This window comes from Paraburkholderia largidicola (assembly GCF_013426895.1).
Lineage (GTDB): Bacteria > Pseudomonadota > Gammaproteobacteria > Burkholderiales > Burkholderiaceae > Paraburkholderia > Paraburkholderia largidicola.
Genome location: NZ_AP023175.1, coordinates 401,869 through 427,409 on the forward strand (window position 1 = coordinate 401,869; position 25,541 = coordinate 427,409).

Below are 25,541 nucleotides of genomic sequence, written 5' to 3' on the forward strand. Positions count from 1 at the left end.
GACGTCGAGAACGCGCTTCCCACTTCAAGGACCTGCGTACGATCGCGACTCAATCAAAACCTGTACGGGACTTTTTACCGATCCAGAATCGCTTATGCGGAATGCAGATATTTTCTTTTCCACGTGGTAATTTGGCGGGGGAATTCGACATAGAACGTTCTGGTCCGTGAGACGGTAGATGGAAAAATTGCCGAGCAGTGAAATCCTTCTGACGTCCATGGGAAGCTCCGCGTCGCGGGCTGCACGTCAGCACGAATTCGTCGTGCGTTTTGGCGAGGCCGCCCTCGCCGCACGTAACCTCACTTCCGTGCTGAACGAGGCGTGCCGCACAGTGGCCGACGGCCTCGGTTCGCATTTCGTCAAGGTGCTCCGCTACGTGCCCGAGCACGATCATCTTCTGCTCGTCGCAGGCGTGGGCTGGTCACCCGCTGAAATCGGCTTCGCCCGGCTGTCGGCGGACAACGGCAGCCCTGCCGGCTATGCGATCGCCAATGGCAAGGCCGTGTTGTCGAATCACCTCGCGTCGGAGTTGCGCTTTCGCACACCCATATTGCTCGAGCGCTACGGCATCAAACGGGCGATCAACGTGCCGATCCGCGGCGTGCCTTCTCCGTTCGGCGTGCTGGAAGCCGACAGTCCCGACGAAGACGCCTTCATTGCAAGCGACATCGCCTTCGTCGAAGGTGTCGCGAATATCATCGCCATGTCGGCTGAGCGTCTCGCCGCCGAAGCCGGAGACCGACGCCCGGAAGAACTGTCCACCGACATCCTCTATGCGAGCCCGGACCCCATCACCGTGATGACGGAAGAAGGCGTCGTGCAGTCGATGAACGCGCGCGCGATGTCGCACGTCGGTGTCGCCGATATCGCCGCCGTGCAGGGCGTGAAATGGGCGACCCTATGGCCGGCCCAGTTTCACGCTGCTGTCGAAGCCGCCCTCGCCCGCGCCCAGACGAACTCGCCCGCCCGCTTCGAGGCGCCCATCATCGCCACTGACGGAGCGCAAACCTGGTGGGATGTCTCCGTGTCGAGGATCGAGCCGCAGCATGGCGTGCCGGGACGTCTGGTTGCCGTCTCGCGCGACGTCACGGAACGCCATGAGCAGGAAGCCAGGCTCGCGGCACTGATCAGCGATCAGGAGCAGCAGCTCGGCGCGAGCGAGGCCATGATGAAAGAAGTCCATCATCGCGTCCGCAACAGCCTGCAACTCGTCCAGACCTTGCTTGGCCTGCAGGGCAATCTGGCGCCCGAGCCGGCCGTCAAGGCACAGCTCAAGGCCGCGGCCGTGCGCGTGATGACGGTCGGTTCGGTCCATCAACGCCTCTATCAGGACAACGGCTCTGCGGCCACCGACGCCGCGCGCTATCTGCAGGGGCTGATTACCGATCTGCAGGCCGTCATCGGTGAACGGCCAATCGAACTTGTCGCCGATCCCATCACCGTGGCCGCCGTGCGCCTGAGCCCACTGGGTCTGATTACGGCGGAACTGGTCACGAACTCGGTCAAATATGGGCGTGGAAAGATCACCGTGTCGCTACATGCCAACGGCGCAAACTCGGCACTGTTGAGCGTCGCGGACGAAGGACACGGACTACCCGATACGTTCCCGTCGCCCGAGGGAACGGGGCTGGGCTTGCGGCTCGTGCAAACCTATTCGGGTTTCGGCCGTGACGCGCTGGGCGTGGACCGCTCGGTGCCGTACAGCAAGATCGACGTGCGTTTCCGTTTGTGACAGACTGAGGGTTCATCGCGCAATCTTCACTGTTTTTTGGTGGATTCGCGCATGATCGCCTATCTTTGAAACGCGGGTATGCCGTGTGCAAGAAGACCGTGTAGCAGCGCTTCTCCGGGCTGCAGGCAATTCAGCCGGCAGGTCTACCGAAAGCCAATGTGAACGCTTCTTCCCGCACCACAGATGAGCGACCCGCCATCCTGCTTGTTGACGACGCTGTCGATGCGCTGGAGGCATGGGCGCTGCTTCTGCGCATGGAAGGCTTCGAGGTCGTGACGGCGACGGGCGGCGTGGATGGGTGGCGCAAAGCCCAGCAGTCGCCGCCCGCCCTCGTCATTACCGATCTGATGATGCCCGGCATGAATGGACTCGCGTTGTGCCGCGCGCTGAAGGCAGATAGCAGGTTTGCACTCGTACCGATCATTCTCTGGACGGCGGCAACGATCAGCATCGGCGAACCGGTTTTCGATCGCTTCCTGGTCAAGCCGGTTTTACTCGATACGCTTCTCGAGCATATCAAGGTGTTGCTCGGAGGACCCTGATAAATTCCGGGTCGACTCCAACAGGCAGATCGGTTGATGGGTGAATACGAACGACACCCGCAAAGCTGCGCTTCTTGGGGAAGTCATGATGGCGACGACGGAGTCACTGCTGACACTGGCCGAATATCTGGAAATCTCGCTCGATAACGGCGGCAGCGTGCTCGTCATGCAGATGTGCGACGGCCTCTGTGCGATATACGTCGGCGACGCGACGAAGGCCCAGGACCATTGGCGGTATCACGGCGCGATCAGCGCCTCGATTGTCGACGACATTCTCAGGCTGACCCGCTGCGGACGTAACCACCTCGAAATTGGCGGCCAGAAATACCGCTTCATTCGCAGCGCCGCCCACTTCGAGGATCGAGGCGCGACTGTCTTTGCCGCCGGGTAGTCACGCGCTCGCTGCTATTCGTCACTCACTCTGTCACGAACCCGGGACATATTGCGTAACCGCTCGACGGCCGCCCTGCTCCCGCGCGTCGAAATCGATGGCACTGCCCTTGCATTCATCGCACCTCCCATGTCGTCCAATCAAAGAGGAGGTTCACGATGAGCATCGATCTGACATTCCGCGCCGGTGAAGCCACCGTCTTCGCGGCGCCCGGCCAGGTGACGGACGCCATGCCCGAAATCCTGATCGGCCGCGTCGACGGGCCGGTTGGGCACGCATTCGCGAACATGATGGCGCAAAGCAAAGGTCACACGGCGATGTTCGCGATTCGCGCCTGCAACCAGATGGTGCGGCCCGCGACGATGATCGTCCCGAAAGTGACGCTGCGGGATATGGCGACCATCGAACTGTTCGGCGGCGTCGTGCAATCGGCCACGGCCGATGCAATCGTCGATTGCCTGATCGAAGGGATCTTGCCGAAAGACCAGGCGAACGAGCTATGCATCGTCAGTCTGGTATGGATCGATCCGCGCTGCGTCACGGATGCGAATCTCGACAAGAAGGACATGTACCGCACGAACTACGAAGCGACCAAGCTGGCCATCCAGCGCGCGATGAGCAACGAGCCGAGCGTGGACACACTGATCGCCAACCGTCATACGATCAAACACGACATGGACGACTGGAGTTAAGCATCCGGCGCCCCGGCCCGCCGTGCGATTCCGCAATCGCGTGAATTTCGCCAAAGCATGACACGCCGACTTACAGCACCATAACGTCACGTCAGTCCGACGTGAACGCTGCGCCGCGTTTTCGACGCGGCCGCCCCGTCCTCTCGTACGACAAACACCCCCTGTTCGCGGTACTCTCCTAATCCGGCACCTTTTCTGCCACGACGCAATCCGCATTGGTTTCAACAGGACATGGTCCGATGCCCAACGACATTCCAGAACCCCAAGCCGTCACCACCCCCATCAACCGCAGCGCGATTTTCATCGTCGCGACGCTTGCCGACGGCGAAGAGCACGCCGCCACCGCCCGCGCATGGTGTGCGGACGTCGCCGCGCTCGTACGCTCGGTCGGCAAGCGCGTCCCGTCCGGCAACCTGTCATGCGTGGTCGGCTTCAGTTCCGGCGCATGGGACACGCTGTTCGGCGCGCCCCGCCCTGCGCAACTGCATCCGTTTCGCGAGTTCGGACCGAGCGAGCGCCGCGCGATCGCCACACCGGGCGACATCCTGCTGCATATCCGTGCCGACCAGATGGACCTGTGCTTCGAGCTTGCCACGCAGTTGATCACCCGGCTCGGCGAGTCGGTCCAGGTCGTCGACGAAGTGCACGGTTTCCGCTATTTCGATCTGCGGAGCATGGTCGGCTTTGTCGACGGCACCGAGAACCCGACCGGCCGCGAAGCCATCGACTTCACGATGATCGGCGACGAAGATCCCGAATTCGTATCGGGCAGCTACGTGCTGGCGCAGAAGTATCTGCACGACATGACGGGCTGGAACGCGCTGTCCGTCGAGACGCAGGAACGTATCATCGGCCGCACGAAGCTCTCCGATATCGAACTCGACGATGCCGTCAAGCCGACCTCGTCGCACAGTTCGCTGACGACGCTCGTCGAGAACGGACAGGAAGTGAAAATTCTGCGCGACAACATGCCGTTCGGGCGCCCCGGCTCGGGCGAGTTCGGCACGTACTTCATCGGCTACGCGCGCTCGCCCGATCCGATCGAAAAGATGCTCGAGAACATGTTCGTCGGACGCCCGCCCGGCAACTACGACCGGCTGCTCGACTTCAGCCACGCGGCCACAGGCGGACTGTTTTTCGTGCCCTCGGCGCCGCTGCTCGAAGCGCTCGCAGACCGCGATCCGCAAGCCGCGAACACCGCTGACGACGCGAGCCCGAACGTGCCCGCCGACCTCCCCACATCCGCCGAGCCCGCTCACGAAGGCTCGCTGAATATTGGCTCTTTGAAAGGAACTTCCCAATATGAATAACCTGCATCGCGAGCTTGCCCCGATCTCCAGCGAAGCCTGGTCGCAAATCGAAGAAGAAGTGGCGCGCACGTTCAAGCGCTCGGTCGCCGGCCGCCGCGTGGTGGACGTGAAGGGCCCGGGCGGCGTCGCTCTGTCCAGCGTCGGCACCGGGCATCAGACGACGATCGCGGCCCCGCATCATGGTGTGATCGCGAAGCTGGCCGAGGTCAAGGCGCTCGTGCAACTGAACGTGCCGTTCGAACTGTCGCGCGATGCGATCGATGCGGTCGAGCGCGGTGCGAACGACTCGGACTGGCAGCCCGCCAAGGATGCCGCGAAGGAACTCGCCTATGCCGAAGACCGTGCGATCTTCGACGGCTACAAGGCGGCGGGCATCGTCGGGATTCGCGAGGGTTCGTCGAATGCGTCGCTCACGCTGCCCGCCGATGTCGCGGACTACCCCGATGCAATCGGCGGCGCGCTGCAGCAGTTGCGGCTGGCAGGCGTCGATGGCCCCTACTCCGTGCTGCTCGGCGCCGACGCGTACACGGCGCTCGGCGAAGCGCGCGATCAGGGCTATCCGGTGCTCGAACACATCAAGCGGCTCGTCAATGGCGACATCATCTGGGCGCCGGCGATCGAAGGCGGTAGTGTGCTGTCGATGCGCGGCGGCGACTACGAGCTGCATCTCGGGCAGGACGTGTCGATTGGCTATCAAAGCCATACGGATTCGGCCGTGCGCCTCTATCTGCGCGAAACGCTGACCTTCCTGATGCTGACGAGCGAGGCGTCGGTGTCGGTGGTGCCGGCGGAGTAAGCGGCAGGCTCAGCGCCTCGTGCGCTGAGCTTCACTTGCCAAGCCGGCGCTTCAGCACAAGTCGCCCGTCCGTCATGAACGGCGATGGTGCATGGGATCGATCGCATCTGGCTTCGTCAAGCGGCGAACGCAGCCGTAGCCCTAGTCCCGAAACCTCGCCCCCGTCCAATCCGCCTTGCGCGCCATCGCGACGAACGCGCTCAGATAATCGATCGCATCGTCCGCCTCGCGCGTGCCGAGAAAGATCTGTTTCGCGATGCCCTTCTTGCCCAGCCGCAGCGGCGTGAGCGGCATCCATCCCGCGTACTCTTCCGCAAGCCAGCGCGGCAGCGCCGCGACGCCGCGCCCGCTTGCGACCATCTGCAGCATGATGTCGGTCGTCTCGATCACCTTGTGCCGTTTCGGCACGACGTTCGCGGGCGTCAGGAATTGCGTGTAGATGTCGAGCCGGTCGGTTTCGACGGGATAGGTAATCAACACTTCCGCCGAAAGCTGCTCCGGCGTGACATAAGGCTCGCTCGCTAAAGCATGCTCGTCCGCGACGACCAGCACCTGCTCGTAGTCGAACACGGGCTCGAAACGCAGGCCGGGCTTTTTCAGCGGATCGGGCGTGACGAGCACATCGATGTCATAGCCGAACAGCGCGCCAATGCCGCCGAACTGAAAGCGCTGCTTCACATCGACATCGACATCCGGCCAGCGCGCGAGATACGGCGACACGACCTTCAGCAGCCACTGGTAGCACGGATGACATTCCATGCCGATACGCAACGTGCCGCGCTCGCCCTGCGCGTATTGCTTCATGCGTTCTTCCGCAAGCTCGAATTGCGGCAGCAGCCGGTTGGCGAGACCGAGCAGGTACTGGCCCGCCTGCGTGAGACGCATCGAGCGGCCCTCGCGGGTCCACACGGGCGTGCCCAGTTGCTGTTCGAGCTTCTTCACCGTGTGGCTCAACGCCGACTGCGTGAGATTCAGCACGTCGGCGGCCCCTGTCAGCGAACCTTGCCGCTCCACTTCTCTCACGACCATCAGATGACTGCGCTCCAGCATCTCCACTCCATGAACAGAATTAATCGTTGTATGAAATAAATCCATTTTTATTCATACATCGAAAATTCTATCATCGCTTCCAGATACATTTATCGAACGGGGAATAGCGATGGTCACGACACACAATCTGGGCTTTCCGCGCATCGGCGCGAAACGCGAACTAAAATTCGCACTCGAAAATTACTGGAAGAACGAATCGACGCGCGACGAGCTAAAGGCGGCCGGCGCGCAGCTTCGCGAGCGGCACTGGAAAGATCAGGCGCATCTGGACTTCGTGCCCGTCGGTGATTTCGCGTTCTACGACCAGGTGCTTGACATGAGCTTCACGCTCGGCAATCTGCCCGAGCGCGTGCGCGGCTTTCACGGCGATGCGCTCGACAACGCGTTCCGCGTCGCGCGCGGACGCTCGGCGCAGAACGACGACGCGCACGGCGCGTGCTGCGGCGGCGTGACGGCGGGTGAAATGACCAAGTGGTTCGACACGAACTATCACTACATCGTCCCCGAGTTCGATGCGAACACGCAGTTCTCGCTCGACCCGTCGCGTCTGCTCGAACAGATCAACGAGGCCCGCGCGCTCGGCGTCAACGTGAAGCCCGTCATCATCGGACCCGTCACGTATCTGTGGCTCGGCAAGGCAAAGGACGACTCCGACAAGCTCGCGCTGCTGCCGCGCCTGCTGCCCGTCTATGCAGCGCTGCTCGACTACTTCACGGCGCAGGGCATCGACTGGGTGCAGTTCGACGAGCCGGTGCTGGTGACGGAACTCGATGCGAAGTGGCGCGACGCGTTCGTCACGGCCTACGATGCGCTGTCCGCACGCCGCATCAAGCTGCTGCTCGCGACCTACTTTGGGCCGTTGCAGGACAACCTCGAACTCGCGTGCAAGCTGCCCGTCGACGGGCTGCATATCGATGCAATCAATGCGCGCGATGAAGTCGCGCAGGTCGCGGCAAAGCTCCCCGATGCAGTAGTGCTGTCGGTTGGCGTGATCAACGGCCGCAACATCTGGAAGACCGATCTGAACGCAGTGCTCGAATGGCTCGAACCGCTGCACGGCTCGCTTGGCGACCGCTTGTGGATCGCGCCTTCGTGCTCGCTGCTGCATACACCCGTCGATCTGAACAGTGAACAGAAACTCGACGCCGAGATCAAATCGTGGCTCGCCTTCGCGCTGCAAAAGCTCGACGAACTGACGGTGCTGGCGGGCGCGCTGAACAATGGGCGCGAGTCAGTGGCCGATGCACTCGACGCGAACGCCGCTGCTATCGAAAGCCGACGCGTGTCGCCGCGCGTGCACAACCCGGCCGTCAAGGCCGCCATTGCGCGTATCGACGCGGCGCTCGGCAAGCGCGTGAGCGCTTATCCGCAGCGTGCAGAAAAGCAGTCCGCGATTCTCAACCTGCCCGCGTTCCCGACCACCACGATCGGCTCCTTCCCACAGACGGGCGACATCCGTCACGCGCGCAGCCAGTACAAGGCCGGCGGACTCGATCAGGCCGGCTACAAGGCTGCGATGGAGCGCGAGATCACGCGCGCCGTGAAAGAACAGGAAGCCCTTGGCCTCGACGTGCTCGTGCATGGCGAAGCCGAACGCAACGACATGGTCGAATACTTCGGCGAGCAACTGGATGGCTACGCGTTCAGCCAGTTCGGCTGGGTGCAGTCATATGGCTCGCGCTGCGTGAAGCCGCCCATTCTGTTCGGCGACATCAGCCGTCCAAAGGCGATGACCGTCGAATGGATCCGTTACGCGCAATCGCAAACCACGAAGCCGATGAAAGGCATGCTGACCGGGCCTGTCACGATTCTGAACTGGTCGTTCGTTCGCGACGACCAGCCGCGCTCGGTGTCGTGCCATCAACTGGCGCTCGCGATCCGCGAAGAAGTGCTGGACCTCGAAAAGGCCGGCGTGCGCGTGATCCAGATCGACGAAGCGGCCCTGCGCGAAGGCCTTCCGTTGCGCCGCTCGCAGTGGAGCGAGTATCTGCAATGGGCAGTGGAGTCGTTCCGCATCACCGCGAACGGCGTGCAGGACGAAACGCAGATTCACACCCACATGTGCTATTCGGAGTTCAACGACATCATCGCGTCGATCGCCGACATGGACGCCGACGTAATCACGATCGAAACGTCGCGCTCGGATATGGAACTGCTCGATGCGTTCGACGACTTCGACTATCCGAACCAGATCGGGCCGGGCGTGTACGACATACACTCGCCTAATATTCCGAGCCAAGACCACATCGTGAATCTGATGAAGAAGGCGGCCGGGCGCATTCCGCCCGAACGGTTGTGGGTCAATCCCGATTGCGGCCTGAAGACGCGTGCATGGGAAGAAGTGATTCCCGCGCTGAAGAACATGGTGGCGGCTGCACAGACACTTCGTCAAAGCGTCTGACGCTCTCGTCGATTCGCTCGGTAACGACAATTGAAGGCCACCCGCGGGTGGCCTTCAACGTGACTGCCTTACGCCGTCTTGAATCGCGCCGCCTCTTCCGATCCCGACGTCGCATTGCCCGCGCTGTACGAATGCGCGCCGACGCCCGCCAGCTTGCCGCCATCGACGATCAGATACTCGTCGCGGATGGGCCGCTTCTCGAACCAGCACTCGAGGATCTCACGCGTGCCAGCCGCGTAACGCGCCTGCGCCGACAACGTCGTGCCCGAAATATGCGGCGTCATGCCGTTGTGCGGCATCGTGCGCCACGGATGATCGCGCGGCGCCGGTTGCGGGAACCACACGTCGCCCGCATAGCCCGCCAGTTGCCCCGATTCGAGCGCCCGCACGATTGCGTCGCGATCGACGATCTTGCCGCGCGCCGTGTTCACGATATACGCGCCGCGCTTCATCTTCGCGATCAGCTTTTCGTTGAAGAGGTTTTCCGTTTCGGGGTGCAGCGGACAGTTGATCGTCACCACGTCGCATGCCTTCACCATCGATTCGACATCCGGGTGCCACGTCGCGCCGAGTTCTTTCTCGACGTCGAGCGGCAAGCGATGACGATCCGTGTAATGCAGCTTCACGTCGAACGGCTTGAGCCGGCGCAGCACGGCCGCACCGATCCGGCCAGCCGCCACCGTACCCACGTGCATCGCTTCGAGATCGTAAGCACGCTCGACGCAGTCGGCGATATTCCAGCCGCCCTTCTTCACCCATTCATGCGACGGCAGGTAATTACGCACCAGCCCGAGAATCATCATCACCACGTGTTCGGCGACGCTGATGCTGTTGCAGTACGTCACTTCCGCTACCGTGACGCCGCGCTCGATGGCCGCCTGCAAATCGACGTGATCCGAGCCGATGCCCGCCGTCAGCGCGAGCTTGAGCTTCGGCGCCTTTGCGATGCGCTCGGCCGTCAGGTACGCAGGCCAGAACGGTTGAGAGATCACGACTTCGGCGTCGGCGAGTTCACGTTCGAACGTCGAGTTCGGACCATCCTTGTCCGATGTCACGACGAGGGTATGCCCAAGCGATTCGAGGTATTGACGCAGTCCCAGTTCGCCTGAGACGCTGCCGAGCAATTCGCCCGGCGTGAAGTCGATGGCCTTCGGCGTCGGGGCCGTTTGACCGTCGTGATAGTGCGTAATTTCAGGCACGCCGTCGCGGGCGTACTGTTTCGGCATTCCTTTGACGGGGTCGTCATACAGCACACAAAGAACCTTGGCCATTCGTCTCGCTCCAGTCTGGTCGAGCGCATTTTCATGCCGGCGCTCTATCGACATATCGACGTGATACATCACATACGATGTGAAGCAGTGTCTATGGCGCGTCTATGTGCGTCCAATCGTTTGGACGAATGGTCTGATAAGCGTCGCTTATCAACGAGTGCGTTCGAATGGCGCGACCGTGTTGCGGCAATTCAGCAAACGGGAAGCAGCGCGTCGAATTCGTCCTGCAGCCGAAGTCCTTCGGCGCAGCGCCAGAAGGCGGCGACGAGCGGCTGCATCGCCTCGCGATTGCGCGCCACCAGGCCGATTTCACGCGTCAGTTCGGGCATCAGCAACGCGCGGCGCACGTGATCGCCGGCAGGCAGCACGCTCAGCAGGCTGTGTGGAAAGATGCTGGACATACCCGCGTGCAATACATGTCCGTATAACGCAAGCAACGAATCGCATTCGATCAGCACTTCCGGTTGAACCTGCTCGCGACGGAACGCGGCGTTGATCACCTGCCTGTTCTGCATCGTCTGCGGCAGCAGGCCGAGTGGCAGGCCCGATAGCTCGCGCCAGCTGCATGCGCCTTCCACGAGATCCGCATGATCGCCCGGTGGCGAAAGCAGAATGCAGCGTTCGCGATACAGCGGCAGCACTGCAAAGCCCGCCTGTACACCTGAGTCCAGATACGTGAGACCGATATCCAGTTCGAGTTCGTCGAGCTGCCGATGAATCGCTTCCGAGCTGAGCGAATGCACGTCGTAGCGGATATGCGGATGTTCGAGCAGGCAAGGCGCGAGCACACGCGACGCGACGGGAATCACGGTCGGTATCGCGCCGACGCGTAGCTTGCCGACCAGACGGTCCTGCGCGGAGATTGCGTCTTGCCGCATGTTCTGCAGCGTCGCCAGTGTTTGCCGCGCCCATCCCAGCACGCGTTCGCCATCTTCCGTGAAGCCGACGAAGCGTCGCCCGCGATTGACGATCGTCAGCCCGAGTTCCGACTCGAGCGCGCGGATCGCCGACGACAAGGCCGGCTGCGAGACATGGCATGCGTCGGCGGCACGGGCGAAGTGCTTTTCGCGCGCCAACGTGACGAGGTAGTCCAGCTGGCGGATGAACATGGCCAGTCAGACGAGCAGATCTTCATGGAACGCGCCGAACGGCCGCGTCGGATGCGCGATCTGGATCTCCAGAATCCACACGCCCGCCGCCGGTGTCGCGGCGAAGTCGCCGAGATCGCCCGCCTTGTAGATGGCATGCGGAAAGTCGCTCACGCGATGCCCCTTGATGTCGACGTTCAGGCGAAACCCATGCGCATTGGCCCGCTGCGCCGCATAGACGTACAGGTCGACGCCCGCGCAGCCCGTCGCGCGCCAGTGCTGTTCGACTTCGTCGTAGATCGTGCGCGCCGCCTGCGCGCACGCCTGCATGTCCGGGTCGTCGCCGCACACGAAAGTAGCGCCCGCGTCGCCCTCGTGCTTCGCCCACACGGCGCCGAGGTCGATGAAGAAAATGTCGTTGTCCGCCAGCACCGGATCGCCGTTCGATCGCTGCTTGAAGGTTCTCAGTGTGTTTTCGCCGAAACGCACGAGCACGGGATGCCAGATCCTGTCCATCCCGAGATCCTTCAGGATGCGTAGCGCCAGCGCGTTCGCCTCCGATTCCCGCATGCCCGGCCGCACGTCGGCGGCGATGGCGTTGACGGCGTTCCAGGTCATGACTCTGGCGTGCTGCATGGCGTCCAGCGAGAACTGCTCGCCGACGGCTTCCTTATGTGTCGAATTCAACGTACTGCTCCGCGCGCTCGTGAGTTGGAAATGTCAAATGTACTGTCGATATATACACGTAAATATATCGCGTTTGACGCGTCGTACCTATCATGCTCAGGTTGAAGCCGCTTGTGTCGCGCGATATAGCGCTTTGCATACCGCGTAAACACGGGCGGCAGCGATATAGGTATAAACGATAGACTTCGGGTTGGCTTAACACTTCGGGTTGCCGTGGCACGAACGCGGGACTCATTCGAGGAGAACATCATCATGCGAACCAGCGCGCGCAATCATTTCACCGGACAGATCACCGAGGTCAAACCCGGCGCCGTCAATGACGAAGTCACGCTGCGCACCCAGGACGGACTCGACATCGTCGCGGTCATCACGCACGGCAGCGCGTCGTCGCTCGGCCTTGCAGCTGGCAAGCCGGCTTTTGCGCTGGTGAAGGCGTCGTCGGTGCTGGTGATGGTCGATGCGGGCAACGGCCAGGTGTCGGCGCGCAACCGCGTTGCGGGCACGGTCACGGCCGTCACGAAGGGCGCCGTGAACAGCGAAGTGATCGTTGCGTCCGCAAGCGGTGCGGAGATCGCCGCGATCATCACCAATGAAAGCGTCGACCGGCTCGGCCTTTCGAGCGGCGCGGCGGCGTCGGCGATCTTCAAGGCATCGAGCGTGATTATCGGCGTCGACTGATCAACGTTTCGACGCAGGTTCAACGCAGCGGCAGAATCCGCAGGTAACTGGTCCCGCCTGCCGCTGCGCGATCGACGACATAAAGCCTGTGTCGCGCCGGATCGGCCGCAACGCCGCGCGCGTCGTGAAAGTCAGTGGCGATTTCATTCACGCTGCCGTCCGGCGCGACCTTGCAGATCGATGACGTCTTGCAATGCGTGTAGAGCGCGCCGCGACCATCCCCCGCCATCAGATCCGGATTCTCGATCTTCGCGAACGTATCGGCAACGGCAACCGTCTGCGCTGATTGCAGCAAGTTCGCCAGCGACGCGCGCACGATCACATTGCGCGCCTGATCCGAAACGAAGACCGTATCGCCCGATACGACGACACCCACCGGCTTGCCCATTCCCGTGATGAGGTCGCGCTCGGTAGCGCGGCCCGTGGCCGTGTCGTAGGTCAACAGGCTCACGCCGCCTGTCGCGGGTGCGCTGCCTTCCTTGACGAACCACGTCGACAGCGCCTGGTGCGAGCCAATGGCCGCAATGCCGAGCCTGCGGCGAGCGGGATTCGGCCCCGACAGCATGATTGCGCCATCCGCGCCTTTGACGTCGAACACCGCACTCGCGCTGCCGAACCCAAAGCGCACGGCCAGCAGATTGCGCGCATCGTCGAAGGTTATCTGACTCAGACTGATCCCCTGTCCGGGCGATTGAGGAATCGACGCATAAGGGGCAAACGTACGGCCATCGGATGATCTGAGCACGCTGCTTTTCGCGTCGTCGGTCAGATAGACGGCGCCGTTGCTCGTGTCGACTGCGACGCCGTTGGGCCGTACGCCTTCCAGCGCGACGGGCGTCGCATCCGTTGCCGGGCTGCTCGACGCGCAACCATACGTCTGCGCGATCAGGCCGACAATCGCGACCTGAAAGAGACAGCGAACAAGACGGCCAGACGTAGCTGTCGATACCCGGAACATGAAATCTCCTTGAATGACTTCAGCGTCAGCGCTGCGTGAGTTGAGTCTCGATGGCCGTCTTGTCGATCACCGACCACACCTGCACGATCTTGTCGCCGCGAAACTCGTAAAAAACGTTCTCGGTGAAAGCGACTTTCTTTCCATTGACGGCAAGTCCAAGAAACGTCCCTTTGGGCGAACAGTCGAACTGCAAGCGGCTCGCGATCACAGGCGGCTCGGCAACCAGCAACGCGATGTCAAAACGAAGATCGGGAATCTCGCGGAAGTCGCGTTCGAGCATCGCCCGATAGCCCGACAAGCCGATGCGCTCGCCGTTATACGTCGCATCGTCATCGACGAACTGCCCCAGCGCCGCCCAGTCCTGCCGGTTCAGACAGTCGATATAACCCCGATACACGTCAGAAAGATCGCTCGCGTTCATCACGAATCGCCCTCGCCGAGAATCGCTCAAGCCGCCATGTTACCCGCGTCGGGCGTTGCGCTCAGATCGCGTCGGCGGGCCGGTGCGCGTCCGTGTCCACGCAGCACACCAGCACTTCCGCCGGCTTTTTCCCCGTGCTGAGATACACGTGTCCAACCGAACTGTCGAAGTACAGGCTGTCTCCCGGCTTCAACTGAAACACCGCGCCCGTTTCGAAGCGCAGTTCGAGCGTGCCGTCCAGCAGGAACACGAACTCCTCGCCGCTATGGCGAATGTAGTCGGGAAAATCGGTGAGCTTGCGCGCCCGCACGTGCGCGCGCATCGGCACCATGCGCTTGCCCGTGAGGTCGTTGGCGAGCATCCCGTATTCGTAGTTGGGCGTGTCGTAGATCATCTGCTGGCCCGACGCCGTGAACGTCGGCACGATAGCGCTCGCGCCCGCACGCTTCGTATGCTTCGCGCGGCCGAAGATCGCGTCGAACTCGAGCTGCAGCGCGTGCGCGAGCGCCGCGAACTTGTCGTAGGTCAGCGCGATATCGCCGCGCTCGGCCTTCGAGATCGTCGACACGGCGATACCCGACTGTTCCGACAACTGCATCAGCGTCAGCCCGCGCGTCTTGCGCGCGTCGCGCAGCCGCGCGCCGACCGCCTGGTGATCGATCTGCGACGTGGGCTCGACAGATTCAGGTTGTTTGCGCGCGACGGATCTGGCCATGGCATGACTCAAGAGATGACAAAGGGTTTTGTCGTATACGAGAATTAATTTTTTCTCGTATATGATAACTCGCATCGATTCCAGTCCCATGCAGTTCCACTCAGGAGCGGTCGACGTGTCAACGCTTGCATTGGAAAAAGCCGGTCTGTCGAAAACCCAGGTCATCGCCGCGACGACGCTCGGCACGGCGCTGGAGTTTTACGACTTCACCATCTACAGCTTCTTCGCGATCCAGATCGGGCAGCTGTTCTTCCCGTCCGCGTCGCCCGTGAACCAGTTTCTGCTGTCGATCGGCGTGTTCGGTGTCGGCTTCGTCGTGCGGCCGCTGGGCGGCATCGTGATCGGCGCGTACGCCGACCGCGCGGGCCGCAAGAAGGCGATGGTGCTGACCATCATGCTGATGGCGCTGAGCTGCGCGCTGATCGCGTGCGCGCCGCCTTACGCGGTGGCCGGGATGGCCGCGCCCTTCATCGTGCTCGCCGCGCGTCTGATTCAGGGCTTCGCCGCGGGCGGCGAGTTCGGCCCCGGCACGACGCTGCTCGTCGAATACGCATCGGACTCGACGCGCGCGTTCTTCGCCAGCTGGAACTTCGCTGCGACGGCGTTGGGTCTCGCGCTCGGCGCGGCTGTCGCGACGCTCGTCAACGTCTCGCTGCCGAAGGACGCGATCCTCGCCTGGGGCTGGCGCATTCCGTTCGTGCTCGGCATCGTCGCGGCGCCTGTGGGGATGCTGATTCGCAGGCGCCTGGAAGAAACGCTCAGCGATGCGTCGTCCGGCAGCACGCATCGGCGCGGCGCATTGAAGGCGGCGCTCACCACCCATCTTAAGCTGACGATACTCGGCACCTTCGCCGAACTCGGCGGCTCGGTTTCCGTCTACATCACGGCGTTCTTTCTGCCGAGCCACGCGGTTCGCACGCTGCATCTGTCGTCGACGGCATCCGTTGCATCGGGCGTGATCAGCTCGCTCGTGCTGTTCGTCGCGGCGCCTATCGCGGGCAAGCTCGCCGACCGCTTCAGCCGCAAGCGCGTGCTCGTCATATCGCGCGTGACGCTGCTGCTCACCGTGTATCCCGCCTTTGCGTGGTTGTCGGCTCAACCTTCACCGTGGATGCTGTGCGCCGTGTCCGCGTTTCTCGCGCTGTTCGTCGCCGGGCAGATCGTGCCCGTGCTCGTGATGATCCCCGAACTGTTCCCGAAACATGTGCGGGCAACGGGCATCGCGCTAACCTACGTGGCGAGCGCGTCGTTCTTCGGCGGATTTTCGCCGTTCGTCGCGAGCTGGCTCGTTGCGCTGACGGGCAACCCGCTTGCGCCCGCGTGGTATGTCGCGGCGGCCTGCGCGGTCTCGCTCGTGCCCGTGATCTGGCTGCGCGACCGCACGGGCGAAGCGCTCGAGTGAGCGCATCCGACATTTCGAACAATCAGGAACAAGCAGCAACAACCCGGACCCTGAACCATGTCTGATAACGACGACCTCGTCGCCCGCAACGCTGTCGAACTGCGCCGGATGATCGGCGCGAAAGAGATTTCCCCCGTCGAACTGCTCGACGCCTGCATCGAGCGGATCGAAGCCATCAACCCAGCCGTCAATGCGATCACGGCCACCTGTTACGACGACGCGCGCAAGGCCGCAAAGGCGGCCGAGCGCAAGGTGCTCGATGGAGAATCGCTCGGGCTGCTGCACGGGTTGCCGCTCGGCGTAAAGGATCTGGAAGACACGGCGGGCCTGCTGACCACCTACGGCTCGCCGATGTCGCGCGGCCATGTGCCGTCGCACGATGTCGTGCTGGTCGAGCGGCTGCGCGCGGCGGGCGCGATTCTCGTCGCGAAGACCAACGTGCCCGAACTCGGCGCAGGCGCGAACACGCGCAACCCCGTGTGGGGCGCGACGAGCAATCCTTTCGATCCGGAGCTGAACGCGGGTGGCTCGTCAGGCGGCTCGGCGGCGGCGCTCGCTTGCGACATGCTGCCCGTCTGCACCGGCTCCGATACGGGCGGCTCGTTGCGCATTCCCGCGTCGAAATGCGGCGTGGTCGGCTTCCGGCCGTCCGCCGGGCTCGTGCCGAACTCGCGCCGGCTGCTCGGCTGGACGCCGATTTCCGTGGTCGGACCGATGGGCCGCGACGTCGCGGAGACGGCACTGCAACTCGCAGCGACAGCAGGCCTTTCCACGGGCGATCCACTGAGCTACGAAGTCGATCCACTCGGCTTCGCCACGCTGCCCGCGCTCGATCTCGCCACGTTGCGCGTCGGCTATACGGAAGACTTCGGCTGCTGCGACGTCGACGACGGCATCCGCGCCCTCTTCCGTTCACGCATGGCCGCGCTCGCGCCGATGGTGAAAACCTGCGAGCCCGTCCCGTTCGATCTCGGCGACGCGCATCGTGCGTTCGATGTGATTCGCGCGGAGAGCTTCGTCGCGGGTCTGCGCGACGCTTATGCGCGCGACCCGGGCGCGCTCGGTCCGAACACACGCGCGAACTACGAGATGGGCGCCGCGATGACGCTCGCCGACAGCGCATGGGCACAGGCGGAACAGACGCGTATTTTCCGGCGCTTCCAGTCCGGGTTCGAGCGTTATGACGTGATCCTCTCGCCGACCACGCCCGTTTCACCGTTCCCGTGGCGTGAGCTTTACGCGGCGCAGATCAACGGACGCGCGCAGGAGAACTACTACCGCTGGCTCGCGCTGACCTACGTGGTGACGCTGACGACGCATCCCGCGTTGTCGCTGCCCTGCGGGGTCGATGAGGCAGGCATGCCGTTCGGCTTGCAGATCGTCGGGCCGTTTCATGGCGACCTCAAGACACTGGCCGTGGCGCGCGCCATGGAGCAGGCTTTCGACGCGAACCCCGCACTGCGCCGCCCGCGTCCCGATCTGTCGCGGCTCACACAACCGAACCCGGCGCTGAAATCGATCGTCACCGCGCCGCCCATTTTCGATTCCACCGGCAAAGCCCAGGCCGGCATGTCATCCGTCTAACCCGGCGAAATTCACCATGTCCAACGAAATCCAAAGACTGCAAACCAACGCACGTATGAGCCAGGTGGTGATTGCCAACGGCATCGTCTATCTGTCCGGCCAGGTGCCGGACACGGCGGGCGCGTCGATCACCGTGCAGGCGACGCAAATCCTCACGCGCATCGACACGCTGCTCGCCTCGGCGAATGTCGACAAGACGCGCGTGCTCACCGCGAACGTGTGGCTCAGCGACCCGAAGCACTTCGACGAATTCAACGCCGTGTGGGACGCGTGGGTGCCGACGGGCCACGCGCCGACGCGCGCCTGCGTGCAGGCCCTGTTGATGAAGCCGGGCCTCGATGTCGAAATCGCCGTGACGGCGCTCGCATGACGTCATCGCGCGAGGATATGCAGCAATGAAGTTCGATACCGTCGTACTCGGTGGCGGCATGGTCGGCGTGTCGATCGCCGTGCATCTGCAAAAGCGCGGGCTGGCCGTGGCGCTCGTCGATCGCAAGGCGCCGGGCAACGAGACGTCGTTCGGCAACGCGGGGCTGATCCAGCGCGAAGGCGTCTACCCGTATGCGTTTCCGCGCGACGCCAGCACGCTGCTGCGCTACGCGCGCAACCGCTCGCTCGATGTCCGCTACCACTTCAGCGCGATGCCGAAGCTGCTGCCGTTTCTGTACCGCTACTGGCATTACTCGCGCGCGGATCGTCATACGGCTATCGCGCGCGCGTATGCGACGCTGATCGAGCACTGCGTCAGCGAGCATCGCGCGTTGATCGACGCATCGGGCGCGCAGGCGCTCGTGCGCACGGGCGGCTGGCTGAAAGTGTTTCGCAGCGCGCGCAAGCAGGATGCCGCGCTGCGCGACGTCGAGCGCTGGCAATCCGAGTACGGCGTCACCTTCGACGCACTCGATGCAACGCAATTGAGGCAAGCGGAGCCGTCGCTGAGCCACGCGCTGCTGGGCGCTTTGCGCTATACCGACGCCGAGTCCGTCAGCGACCCCAACGCGCTCGTCATGGCGTATGCGCGTTACTTCGAGCAGCTTGGCGGGCGCATCTTCATCGGCGATGCGTCGACACTCGAGCCGCACTGGAGCGTCGAAACAGAGGCGGGCCGCATCGACGCACAGTCGGCCGTGATCTCGCTCGGGCCCTGGTCGGATACCGTCAGCGCGCGCTTCGGCTACCGGCTGCCGCTTGCGGTCAAGCGCGGCTATCACATGCACTACGCGGCGCAGGACGGCGCGCGGCTGAATCAACCCGTGCTCGACACCGAGATCGGCTACATGATCACGCCGATGGCGCGCGGTATCCGCCTGACGACGGGCGCGGAACTGGCCGCGTGCGACGCACCGGCAACCCCCGTGCAACTGGATGCAATCGAACCCATCGCGCGCGAGACCTTCCCGCTCGGCGCGCGGCTCGACGAGCGTCCGTGGCTCGGCCGCCGACCGTGCACGCCGGACATGATGCCGATCATCGGCCCCGCGACACGCCACAAGGACTTGTGGTTCGCGTTCGGCCATGCGCACCACGGCCTGACGCTCGGGCCTGTCACAGGGCGCCTGCTCGCCGAAATGATGACGGGCGCCGCGCCGGTCGCCGACCCGCATCCGTTCCGCGTCGATCGCTTCTAGCCCGGTTTGCCGCACGTGACGGCGGGCGGTACCATAGGCTCGCCATATTTCTGAGGGACAACAATGAACCCCAAGGTCGACGCCTATATCAGCAGACTCAAGCAGTGGCGTGAAGAAACCGAGAAACTCAGAGCGATCGTGCTGGCCTGTCCCGTCACGGAAGAATTGAAATGGGGCGTCCCCTGCTACACGTTCGACGACAGGAACGTCGTGCTCATTCACGGCTTCAAGGAATACTGCGCGATCCTGTTCGTCAAGGGCGCCTTGCTGGACGATCCGAAAGGCATCCTGATCCAGCAGACGGAGAACGTGCAGTCGGCCCGGCAGGTGCGGTTCACGAGTCTGCAGGACATCGTCAAGCTGCAAGCCGTTCTGAAGACCTACATCCGCGCGGCCATCGAAGTGGAAAAGGCCGGCCTGAAAGTGGCTCGCAAATCGACCGAAGAGTTCGAGGTTGCCGAGGAATTCCAGAACAAGCTGAACAAAACGCCCGCGCTGAAAAAAGCTTTCGAAGCCTTGACGCCCGGACGGCAACGCGCGTACCTGCTCCATTTCTCCTCGGCGAAGCAATCGAAAACGCGCGAATCGCGGATCGACAAATGCATGCCGCTGATTCTCGAAGGCAAAGGTCTGAACGACGACTGAGTCCGCCCGAACGTTCCCAAAGCGGCTGGCGACGGGCGACCGCCCCGCCGCCGCTCGCCCAGGAAACACACCGTAAGCGAACTTTGTAGCATTCCCTTAAAAAATGTAGGTCGATAGGATGCTAACGAATAAAAATCGACATACAATCCCGGCCCATGGTCAATCTCCACCTTCTCCGCCGCTCCGTCAGCAGCACGCTGGTCGTCGCCGCGCGCCGCTGGCGCCGCACGAGCCATAGCGTGTTGTCCGCTTACAACGTCTCGGAGGCGTGTGCGGGACCGCTGCTCACGGCCAACCGCCTCGGCGAGGCCGTGCGTCAGGTGACGCTCGCGGAGCATGTGGGGATCGAAGGCCCGTCGCTGGTGCGGCTACTCGATCAGCTGTGCGCGGCCGGCCTCGTGCGCCGCGACGAAGATCCCGACGACAAGCGCGCCAAGACCATCACCCTCACCGATGAAGGCCGCGCCGTCACCGCGCGCATGGAAGAGCGGCTGATGGACCTGCGCGCGCGCGTGCTCAAAGGCGTGAGCCGCGAAGACCTGGAGACGACGTTGCGGGTGCTGAATGCGTTCAACGCGTCGCTGGATGCTACAGTCACTTCCGACAAGGGCGTATCCGACGAGCCAGCCGCTGCCGCACGATCCAGCAGCAAACGCAACGCATAACCGCAATGGTCTATCCCTCAGTCCGCGACTGGCTGTTTTCCGCCAAGACGTTCGCGGCCGCGATGATCGCGCTGTACATCGGCCTTGCGCTGGAACTGCCCCGCCCGTACTGGGCGATGGCGACCGTCTATATCGTCTCGAACCCGTTCGTCGGCGCAACCCGCTCGAAGGCGCTGTACCGCGCGCTCGGCACCGCCCTCGGCGCGGCGGGCGCCGTGCTGATCGTGCCGCCCTTCGTCGAGTCGCCGTTCCTGTTCAGCACGATCGTCGGGCTGTGGACGGGCACGATGCTCTATGTGTCGCTGAACGACCGCACCGCGCGCAGCTATGTGTGTCTGCTCGCTGGCTACACGCTGCCGCTGATCGCGCTGCCCGCCGTCACCAATCCGACCACCGTCTTCGATCTGGCCATCACGCGGACGGAAGAGATCCTGCTCGGCATCGTGGTCGCGAGCATCGTCGGCAGCGTGGTGTTTCCGAGCCGTCTGGCGCCGACGCTGATCGAACGCACCGACGCCTGGTTTCGCGACGCCGCCTTCTACGCCAGCGAGACGCTGTCCGGCCATATTGCTGGCGCGACGATCTCGGCTTCGCGCCAGCGCCTCGCCGCGACCGTCAACGGGCTCGAATTCCTGCTGAGCCAACTGACCTACGATCACACGCGGCCCGACATCGTGCGCCGCGCGCGCGCTTTGCAAGGGCGCATGCAGATTTTCCTGCCGCTGATTTCGTCGATGGCCGATCCGCTGATCGAACTGATACGGCAGCGCGGCGCACACGCGCCTGACGTTGAGACGCTGCTGGCGGATGTCGCAAAGTGGATCAAGGCGCCCGCGCTCGACGCAAAATACGCGGACGAGCCCGATCACGAAGCCGACGCGCTGCGCACCCGCGTCGATGCGCTGAGGCCTTCTGCGCAGGCGCTCGCAAGCTGGGACGGCGCGCTGCTGTCGAATGCGCTGTGGCGTCTGGGTCAGGTGATCGACGTCTGGCGGGACATCCGCTGCCTGCGCACGACCATCGTTCACGAAACAGTCCTGTGGCGGCCGCACTTTCGCCACTGGCGGCTGGGCGGCACCGAGCGCTTTTTCGACTATGGGCTGATGTTGTTCTCGACGGCCTCGGCCGTCGGTGCCGTCATCGTTGCGTGCGGTCTGTGGATCGCGTCGGGCTGGAACGACGGCGCAGCCGCCGTCACGCTCGCCGCCGTCTCCTGCTGTTTCTTCGCGGCGCTCGACGATCCCGCGCCCTCCGTCTTCAAGTTCTTCCTTGCGACCTGCGCGAGCGTCGTGCTGGCCGGGCTGTATGTGTTCGTGGTGCTGCCGCACGTCCACGATTTCGCGATGCTGGTGCTGATCTTCTCCGGGCCCTTCCTGATCATCGGCACGCTGATTCCGCGCCCGCAGTTTTCGCTCGTGACGTTGCTGACGGCCGTCAACACGGCGACCTTCATCAGCATTCAGAGCGCCTACGAGGCCGACTTCTTCGTGTTCATCAACAGCAATCTGGCGGGCGTCGCGGGCTTGCTGTTCGCTTTCATCTGGACGCGCATCACGAGGCCGTTCGGCGCCGAACTTGCCGCCGGGCGGCTCACGCGTTCCGCATGGGCCGACGTCGTGGTGAGCGCCTCGACGGCCGCAATCGAAGACCAGCGCAATCTGTACTCGCGCATGCTCGACCGGCTGATGCAGCTGCTGCCGCGCCACGCGGCCTCGGATTCGCACCGCCATCCGTCGATCGAGAGCTTCCGCGACTTCCGCGTCGCGCTCAACGCGCTCGACTTGCGACGCACGCGCCGCAAGCTGACAGCCGACCTGCAAGGCTCCATCGATGACGTGCTCGCCGGCGTGCGGCAGTATTTCGAGCAATGCATCGCGCGCCGCGAACGGCAGCCGGTTCCCGCCGCGCTGATCGAAACGATCGATGCCGCCGTCGCGCAAGTGACCACGCGCAACATCGCGCAGACGCAAGGCGGCACGCAACAGGGACCGACAGAACAAGGCGCCGCGCCCGCCCCCGCTGCGGCTTCCGGCGAGCGCTGGCTGCGCGACACGCTGCACGCGCTGGTCGGCATGCGCCTGTCGCTGTTTCCGCCGCATCCCGCGCCCGGCAGCAATCCGCCGCCCCAACCGGAGACCGCAGCGTGATGCGAAATCCCTCTCTTACTTTCGGTCGACGCATATGATCGGCGAAATCGACATTCTCGGCGTCTTCGTGCCGGCCGTGCTGGTGCTGATGTTCATCGCCTATCTGGTGAACCTGGTCGTGCGCAACGTGTTCGCGCGCATCGGCGTTTACCGCTTCATCTGGCACCGCTCCATTTTCGATCTCGGCATCTATGTTCTGGTGCTGGGGCTTGTGGTCATCGTTTCGCACCGGTTCATAACGTGAAAAAAACCTGGTTCTCCGTCGGGCAGATCCTGCTCACTCTCATCGTCGTCGTGATCGCAGCCGCCGTGCTGTGGAAGCTGGTCGACTACTACATGTTCGCGCCGTGGACGCGCGACGGCCACGTGCGCGCCGACGTGATCCAGGTCGCGCCCGACGTATCCGGCCTCATCACCGAGGTGAAGGTCGTCGACAACCAGCAGGTCAAGCGAGGCGAAGTGCTGTTCGTGATCGACCAGGCGCGCTATGCGCTTGCGCTGCGCAACGCGCAGGCCACCGCGCAGCAGCGCCGCGCGACGCTCGATCAGGCGCGCCGCGAAGATGCCCGCAACCGCGCGCTCGGCAATCTCGTCGCGCGTGAAGTCGTCGAAGAGACGCATTCGCGTGTCGAAACGGCGACGGCCGCGCTCGCCGACGCCGAAGTCGCGATCGATACGGCGCGCCTGAACCTGCAGCGCACGGTGATCGTGAGTCCGGTGGACGGCTACCTGAACGATCGAGCGCCGCGCGTGGGCGAGTACATTTCGGCGGGACGCGCGGTGCTGTCGGTGGTCGACATGCATTCGTTCCGCGTCGATGGCTATTTCGAGGAAACCAAGCTGCACGGCATCGACATCGGGCAGCCTGTCGACATCAAGGTGATGGGCGAGCCGGGCGTGCTGCGCGGCCACGTGCTGAGCATCGTCGCCGCAATCGAGGACCGCGACCGCCAGCAAAGCCAGAACCTGCTGCCGAACGTGAACCCGGCGTTCAGCTGGGTGCGCCTCGCGCAACGCATTCCCGTGCGCGTCGCGCTCGACGAGATTCCCGCCGACTTCCGCATGATCGCGGGCCGCACGGCGACGGTGTCGGTGCGCGGTATCGGGCCGCCGATGGGACGCAAGCCTGCGTCGGAGGCAGCCGCCGCTTCGGCGCCCGCGGCTTCGACCACGGGTGCGGCGATCGTGGGCGTAGCGCCGTCCAGCGCCACGCATCCCGCTTCGGGCGCATCGCAATGAAACGCTTCCCGTCCCTCACTGCAACGCGCGTCGGCCTGGCATGGCTGCCCGCCTTGTTGCCCATCGCGCTTGCGCTGAACGGCTGCACGACGGTCGGCCCGAACTACAAGCTGCCCGACAATGCGGCCGTCAATGCGCCGTATGCGAACGCGACCATCGACGGCGCGGACAAGGCGCCCGTCACGCAGCAAGCCGTGCCGTCGAAGTGGTGGCGTCTGTACGACGATCCCGTGCTCGATCAGCTGGTCACCGAGGCGCTGTCGTCGAACACCGATCTGCGCGTCGCCGCGGCCAATCTCGCGCGCTCGCGCGCCCAGCTGGACTTCGCGAACGAACAGGGCGGCTTCTCCGGCAAGACGTCGGCGGCCTTCCAGCGCGCGCAGGAATCCGCCGAACAATATCTGCTGACGGAAAAGATTCCCGTCGTCAACGAAGGCGCGCTGGATCTGAGCGTGTCGTATGAGATCGATCTGTTCGGCAAGCTGCGGCGCGGCGTCGAGGCCGCGAAGGCCGACGACGAAGCCGTCGAGGCCGCAAGCGATCTCGCGCGCATCACCGTCGTTGCCGATGTCGTGCGCGCCTATGTCGAATCGTGCTCGGCGGCCGAGGAACTGGAGATCGCGCAAAAGTCGCTGGCCTTGCAGAAGCAACGGGTCAAGCTCACGCAGCGGCTGCGCGACGCGGGCCGGGGCAACCAGCCCGATGTGACACGTGGGCAGACGCAGGCCGACACGCTCGCCGCCGACATTCCGCGCTTCGTCGCGCGCCGCCGTGCCGCGCAATACCGGCTCGCGATGCTGCTCGCACGCGCGCCGTCCGATCTGCCGCCCGCCGCCCTCGCCTGCAGCCGGCTGCCGCATCTGAAGCAGCCGATTCCCGTCGGCGATGGCGCAGCGCTGCTCAAGCGGCGCCCGGACGTGCGCCAGGCCGAACGGCTGCTGGCGGCGTCCACGGCGCGCATCGGCGTTGCCACGGCGGCGCTCTATCCGACCGTGAGCATTGGCGCATCGGCGGGCTCGGTCGGCGTCGTCGAGGATCTGTTCGGCCCGACCACGAACCGCTGGGCGTTTGGCCCGCTGATCAGCTGGACCTTCCCGATCAACGGCCAGCGCGCGCGCGTCCACGAAGCGGAAGCCGCGACGGGCGGCGCGCTCGCGCACTTCGACGGCGTCGTGCTGAATGCGCTGCGTGAAACGCAGACGAGCCTGTCGACGTATGCATCCGATACGACGCGCGCCGACGCATTGCGGACCGCGTACAAGTCGGCCGTGCAGTCGGCGGATGAAACGCATCGGCTGTATGCCGCAGGCCGCGACACGTTCATCGACGACCTCGACGCGACGCGCACGCTGACGACCGTCGCCGCGCAGGTGTCGGCGGCTGAAGGTCAGGTCGCGGTCGATCAGGTGAATCTGTTCCTTGCGCTCGGCGGCGGCTGGGAAGAAGACGAAAAGAAGGACAGCAGCGCGGCCGAGAAAGGCGGCGCGAAAAGCGAATAA

At 63.9% G+C, this 25,541-nt stretch carries 25 protein-coding genes; 18 read left to right on the forward strand and 7 right to left on the reverse strand.

What is annotated here, in order from left to right; genetic code table 11:
* Positions 1–178 precede the first annotated feature (178 nt).
* The 6 genes from PPGU16_RS18525 to PPGU16_RS18550 all read left to right on the forward strand — a co-directional run bounded on the left by PPGU16_RS18525 (position 179) and on the right by PPGU16_RS18550 (position 5,463).
* The gene (locus PPGU16_RS18525; RefSeq protein ID WP_180724155.1) at positions 179–1,732 is read left to right on the forward strand and encodes a sensor histidine kinase; all 1,554 of its coding nucleotides are present in this window, start codon (positions 179–181) and stop codon (positions 1,730–1,732) included.
* Positions 1,733–1,890: 158 nt separating this feature from the next.
* Complete coding sequence (locus tag PPGU16_RS18530) at positions 1,891–2,274, forward strand: response regulator (RefSeq protein ID WP_180724157.1); 384 nt, start codon at positions 1,891–1,893, stop codon at positions 2,272–2,274.
* Positions 2,275–2,314: 40 nt separating this feature from the next.
* On the forward strand, positions 2,315–2,665 hold the full coding sequence (locus tag PPGU16_RS18535) for a hypothetical protein (protein WP_224030857.1): 351 nt from the start codon (positions 2,315–2,317) through the stop codon (positions 2,663–2,665).
* A 158-nt stretch (positions 2,666–2,823) separates the two neighbouring features.
* Positions 2,824–3,357, forward strand: coding sequence for a formaldehyde-activating enzyme (gene fae / locus PPGU16_RS18540; protein WP_007746889.1), 534 nt, complete (start codon positions 2,824–2,826; stop codon positions 3,355–3,357).
* 239 nt (positions 3,358–3,596) lie between these two features.
* Complete coding sequence (locus tag PPGU16_RS18545; protein ID WP_180724158.1) at positions 3,597–4,667, forward strand: Dyp-type peroxidase; 1,071 nt, start codon at positions 3,597–3,599, stop codon at positions 4,665–4,667.
* Entirely contained in the window at positions 4,660–5,463 is an 804-nt protein-coding gene (locus PPGU16_RS18550) for a family 1 encapsulin nanocompartment shell protein (RefSeq protein WP_180724160.1), read from the forward strand. The genes PPGU16_RS18545 and PPGU16_RS18550 overlap by 8 nt, the downstream gene beginning before the upstream one ends.
* 141 nt (positions 5,464–5,604) lie before the next feature.
* Here the strand turns inward: PPGU16_RS18550 and PPGU16_RS18555 are convergent, their stop codons facing one another.
* Positions 5,605–6,558: a LysR family transcriptional regulator gene (locus PPGU16_RS18555; RefSeq protein WP_180724161.1), complete on the reverse strand. Its 954-nt coding sequence runs from the start codon at positions 6,556–6,558 to the stop codon at positions 5,605–5,607.
* 64 nt (positions 6,559–6,622) lie between these two features.
* On the opposite strand from PPGU16_RS18555, the gene metE reads away from it, so the two are divergent.
* Positions 6,623–8,914: a 5-methyltetrahydropteroyltriglutamate--homocysteine S-methyltransferase gene (gene metE, locus PPGU16_RS18560; RefSeq protein WP_180724163.1), complete on the forward strand. Its 2,292-nt coding sequence runs from the start codon at positions 6,623–6,625 to the stop codon at positions 8,912–8,914.
* Positions 8,915–8,982: 68 nt separating this feature from the next.
* Here metE and PPGU16_RS18565 read toward each other — a convergent pair whose 3' ends face one another.
* From PPGU16_RS18565 to PPGU16_RS18575, 3 genes are all read right to left on the reverse strand, one after another.
* Positions 8,983–10,185 (reverse strand): NAD-dependent formate dehydrogenase, encoded by a 1,203-nt coding sequence (locus tag PPGU16_RS18565; RefSeq protein ID WP_180724165.1) that lies wholly within the window; start codon positions 10,183–10,185, stop codon positions 8,983–8,985.
* A 191-nt stretch (positions 10,186–10,376) separates the two neighbouring features.
* A complete protein-coding gene (locus tag PPGU16_RS18570; RefSeq protein ID WP_180724167.1) occupies positions 10,377–11,294 on the reverse strand; it encodes a LysR family transcriptional regulator in 918 nt (305 codons plus the stop codon).
* Positions 11,295–11,300: 6 nt separating this feature from the next.
* Positions 11,301–11,960, reverse strand: coding sequence for a M24 family metallopeptidase (locus tag PPGU16_RS18575; protein WP_180724169.1), 660 nt, complete (start codon positions 11,958–11,960; stop codon positions 11,301–11,303).
* Between the two features lie 252 nt (positions 11,961–12,212).
* Between PPGU16_RS18575 and PPGU16_RS18580 the strand changes: the two genes are divergently transcribed.
* On the forward strand, positions 12,213–12,638 hold the full coding sequence (locus tag PPGU16_RS18580; protein ID WP_180724171.1) for a TOBE domain-containing protein: 426 nt from the start codon (positions 12,213–12,215) through the stop codon (positions 12,636–12,638).
* Between the two features lie 19 nt (positions 12,639–12,657).
* On the opposite strand, the gene PPGU16_RS18585 is transcribed toward PPGU16_RS18580, so the two are convergent.
* The 3 genes from PPGU16_RS18585 to PPGU16_RS18595 form a co-directional block, all read right to left on the reverse strand.
* Entirely contained in the window at positions 12,658–13,596 is a 939-nt protein-coding gene (locus PPGU16_RS18585) for an NHL repeat-containing protein (protein WP_180724173.1), read from the reverse strand.
* 25 nt (positions 13,597–13,621) lie between these two features.
* Positions 13,622–14,017 (reverse strand): ester cyclase, encoded by a 396-nt coding sequence (locus PPGU16_RS18590; RefSeq protein WP_180724175.1) that lies wholly within the window; start codon positions 14,015–14,017, stop codon positions 13,622–13,624.
* 61 nt (positions 14,018–14,078) lie between these two features.
* Positions 14,079–14,732: a helix-turn-helix domain-containing protein gene (locus PPGU16_RS18595; protein ID WP_180724177.1), complete on the reverse strand. Its 654-nt coding sequence runs from the start codon at positions 14,730–14,732 to the stop codon at positions 14,079–14,081.
* Between the two features lie 115 nt (positions 14,733–14,847).
* On the opposite strand from PPGU16_RS18595, the gene PPGU16_RS18600 reads away from it, so the two are divergent.
* The 10 genes from PPGU16_RS18600 to PPGU16_RS18645 all read left to right on the forward strand — a co-directional run bounded on the left by PPGU16_RS18600 (position 14,848) and on the right by PPGU16_RS18645 (position 25,541).
* Positions 14,848–16,134, forward strand: coding sequence for an MFS transporter (locus PPGU16_RS18600; protein ID WP_180724178.1), 1,287 nt, complete (start codon positions 14,848–14,850; stop codon positions 16,132–16,134).
* A 57-nt stretch (positions 16,135–16,191) separates the two neighbouring features.
* Complete coding sequence (locus tag PPGU16_RS18605; RefSeq protein WP_180724180.1) at positions 16,192–17,718, forward strand: amidase; 1,527 nt, start codon at positions 16,192–16,194, stop codon at positions 17,716–17,718.
* 16 nt (positions 17,719–17,734) lie between these two features.
* A complete protein-coding gene (locus tag PPGU16_RS18610) occupies positions 17,735–18,088 on the forward strand; it encodes a RidA family protein (RefSeq protein ID WP_180724181.1) in 354 nt (117 codons plus the stop codon).
* A 25-nt stretch (positions 18,089–18,113) separates the two neighbouring features.
* Positions 18,114–19,346 (forward strand): NAD(P)/FAD-dependent oxidoreductase, encoded by a 1,233-nt coding sequence (locus tag PPGU16_RS18615; protein ID WP_180724183.1) that lies wholly within the window; start codon positions 18,114–18,116, stop codon positions 19,344–19,346.
* Between the two features lie 63 nt (positions 19,347–19,409).
* Positions 19,410–19,991, forward strand: a complete 582-nt coding sequence (locus PPGU16_RS18620; RefSeq protein ID WP_180724185.1) for a YdeI/OmpD-associated family protein — start codon at positions 19,410–19,412, stop codon at positions 19,989–19,991.
* A gap of 155 nt (positions 19,992–20,146) precedes the next feature.
* Entirely contained in the window at positions 20,147–20,656 is a 510-nt protein-coding gene (locus PPGU16_RS18625) for a MarR family winged helix-turn-helix transcriptional regulator (protein ID WP_180724186.1), read from the forward strand.
* A gap of 5 nt (positions 20,657–20,661) precedes the next feature.
* The gene (locus tag PPGU16_RS18630; protein ID WP_180724188.1) at positions 20,662–22,803 is read left to right on the forward strand and encodes an FUSC family protein; all 2,142 of its coding nucleotides are present in this window, start codon (positions 20,662–20,664) and stop codon (positions 22,801–22,803) included.
* Positions 22,804–22,837: 34 nt separating this feature from the next.
* Positions 22,838–23,047 (forward strand): DUF1656 domain-containing protein, encoded by a 210-nt coding sequence (locus PPGU16_RS18635; protein WP_180724190.1) that lies wholly within the window; start codon positions 22,838–22,840, stop codon positions 23,045–23,047.
* Positions 23,044–24,042 (forward strand): efflux RND transporter periplasmic adaptor subunit, encoded by a 999-nt coding sequence (locus PPGU16_RS18640; protein ID WP_180724191.1) that lies wholly within the window; start codon positions 23,044–23,046, stop codon positions 24,040–24,042. Before PPGU16_RS18635 ends, PPGU16_RS18640 begins: the two co-directional genes overlap by 4 nt.
* Positions 24,039–25,541, forward strand: coding sequence for an efflux transporter outer membrane subunit (locus tag PPGU16_RS18645; RefSeq protein WP_180724193.1), 1,503 nt, complete (start codon positions 24,039–24,041; stop codon positions 25,539–25,541). Before PPGU16_RS18640 ends, PPGU16_RS18645 begins: the two co-directional genes overlap by 4 nt.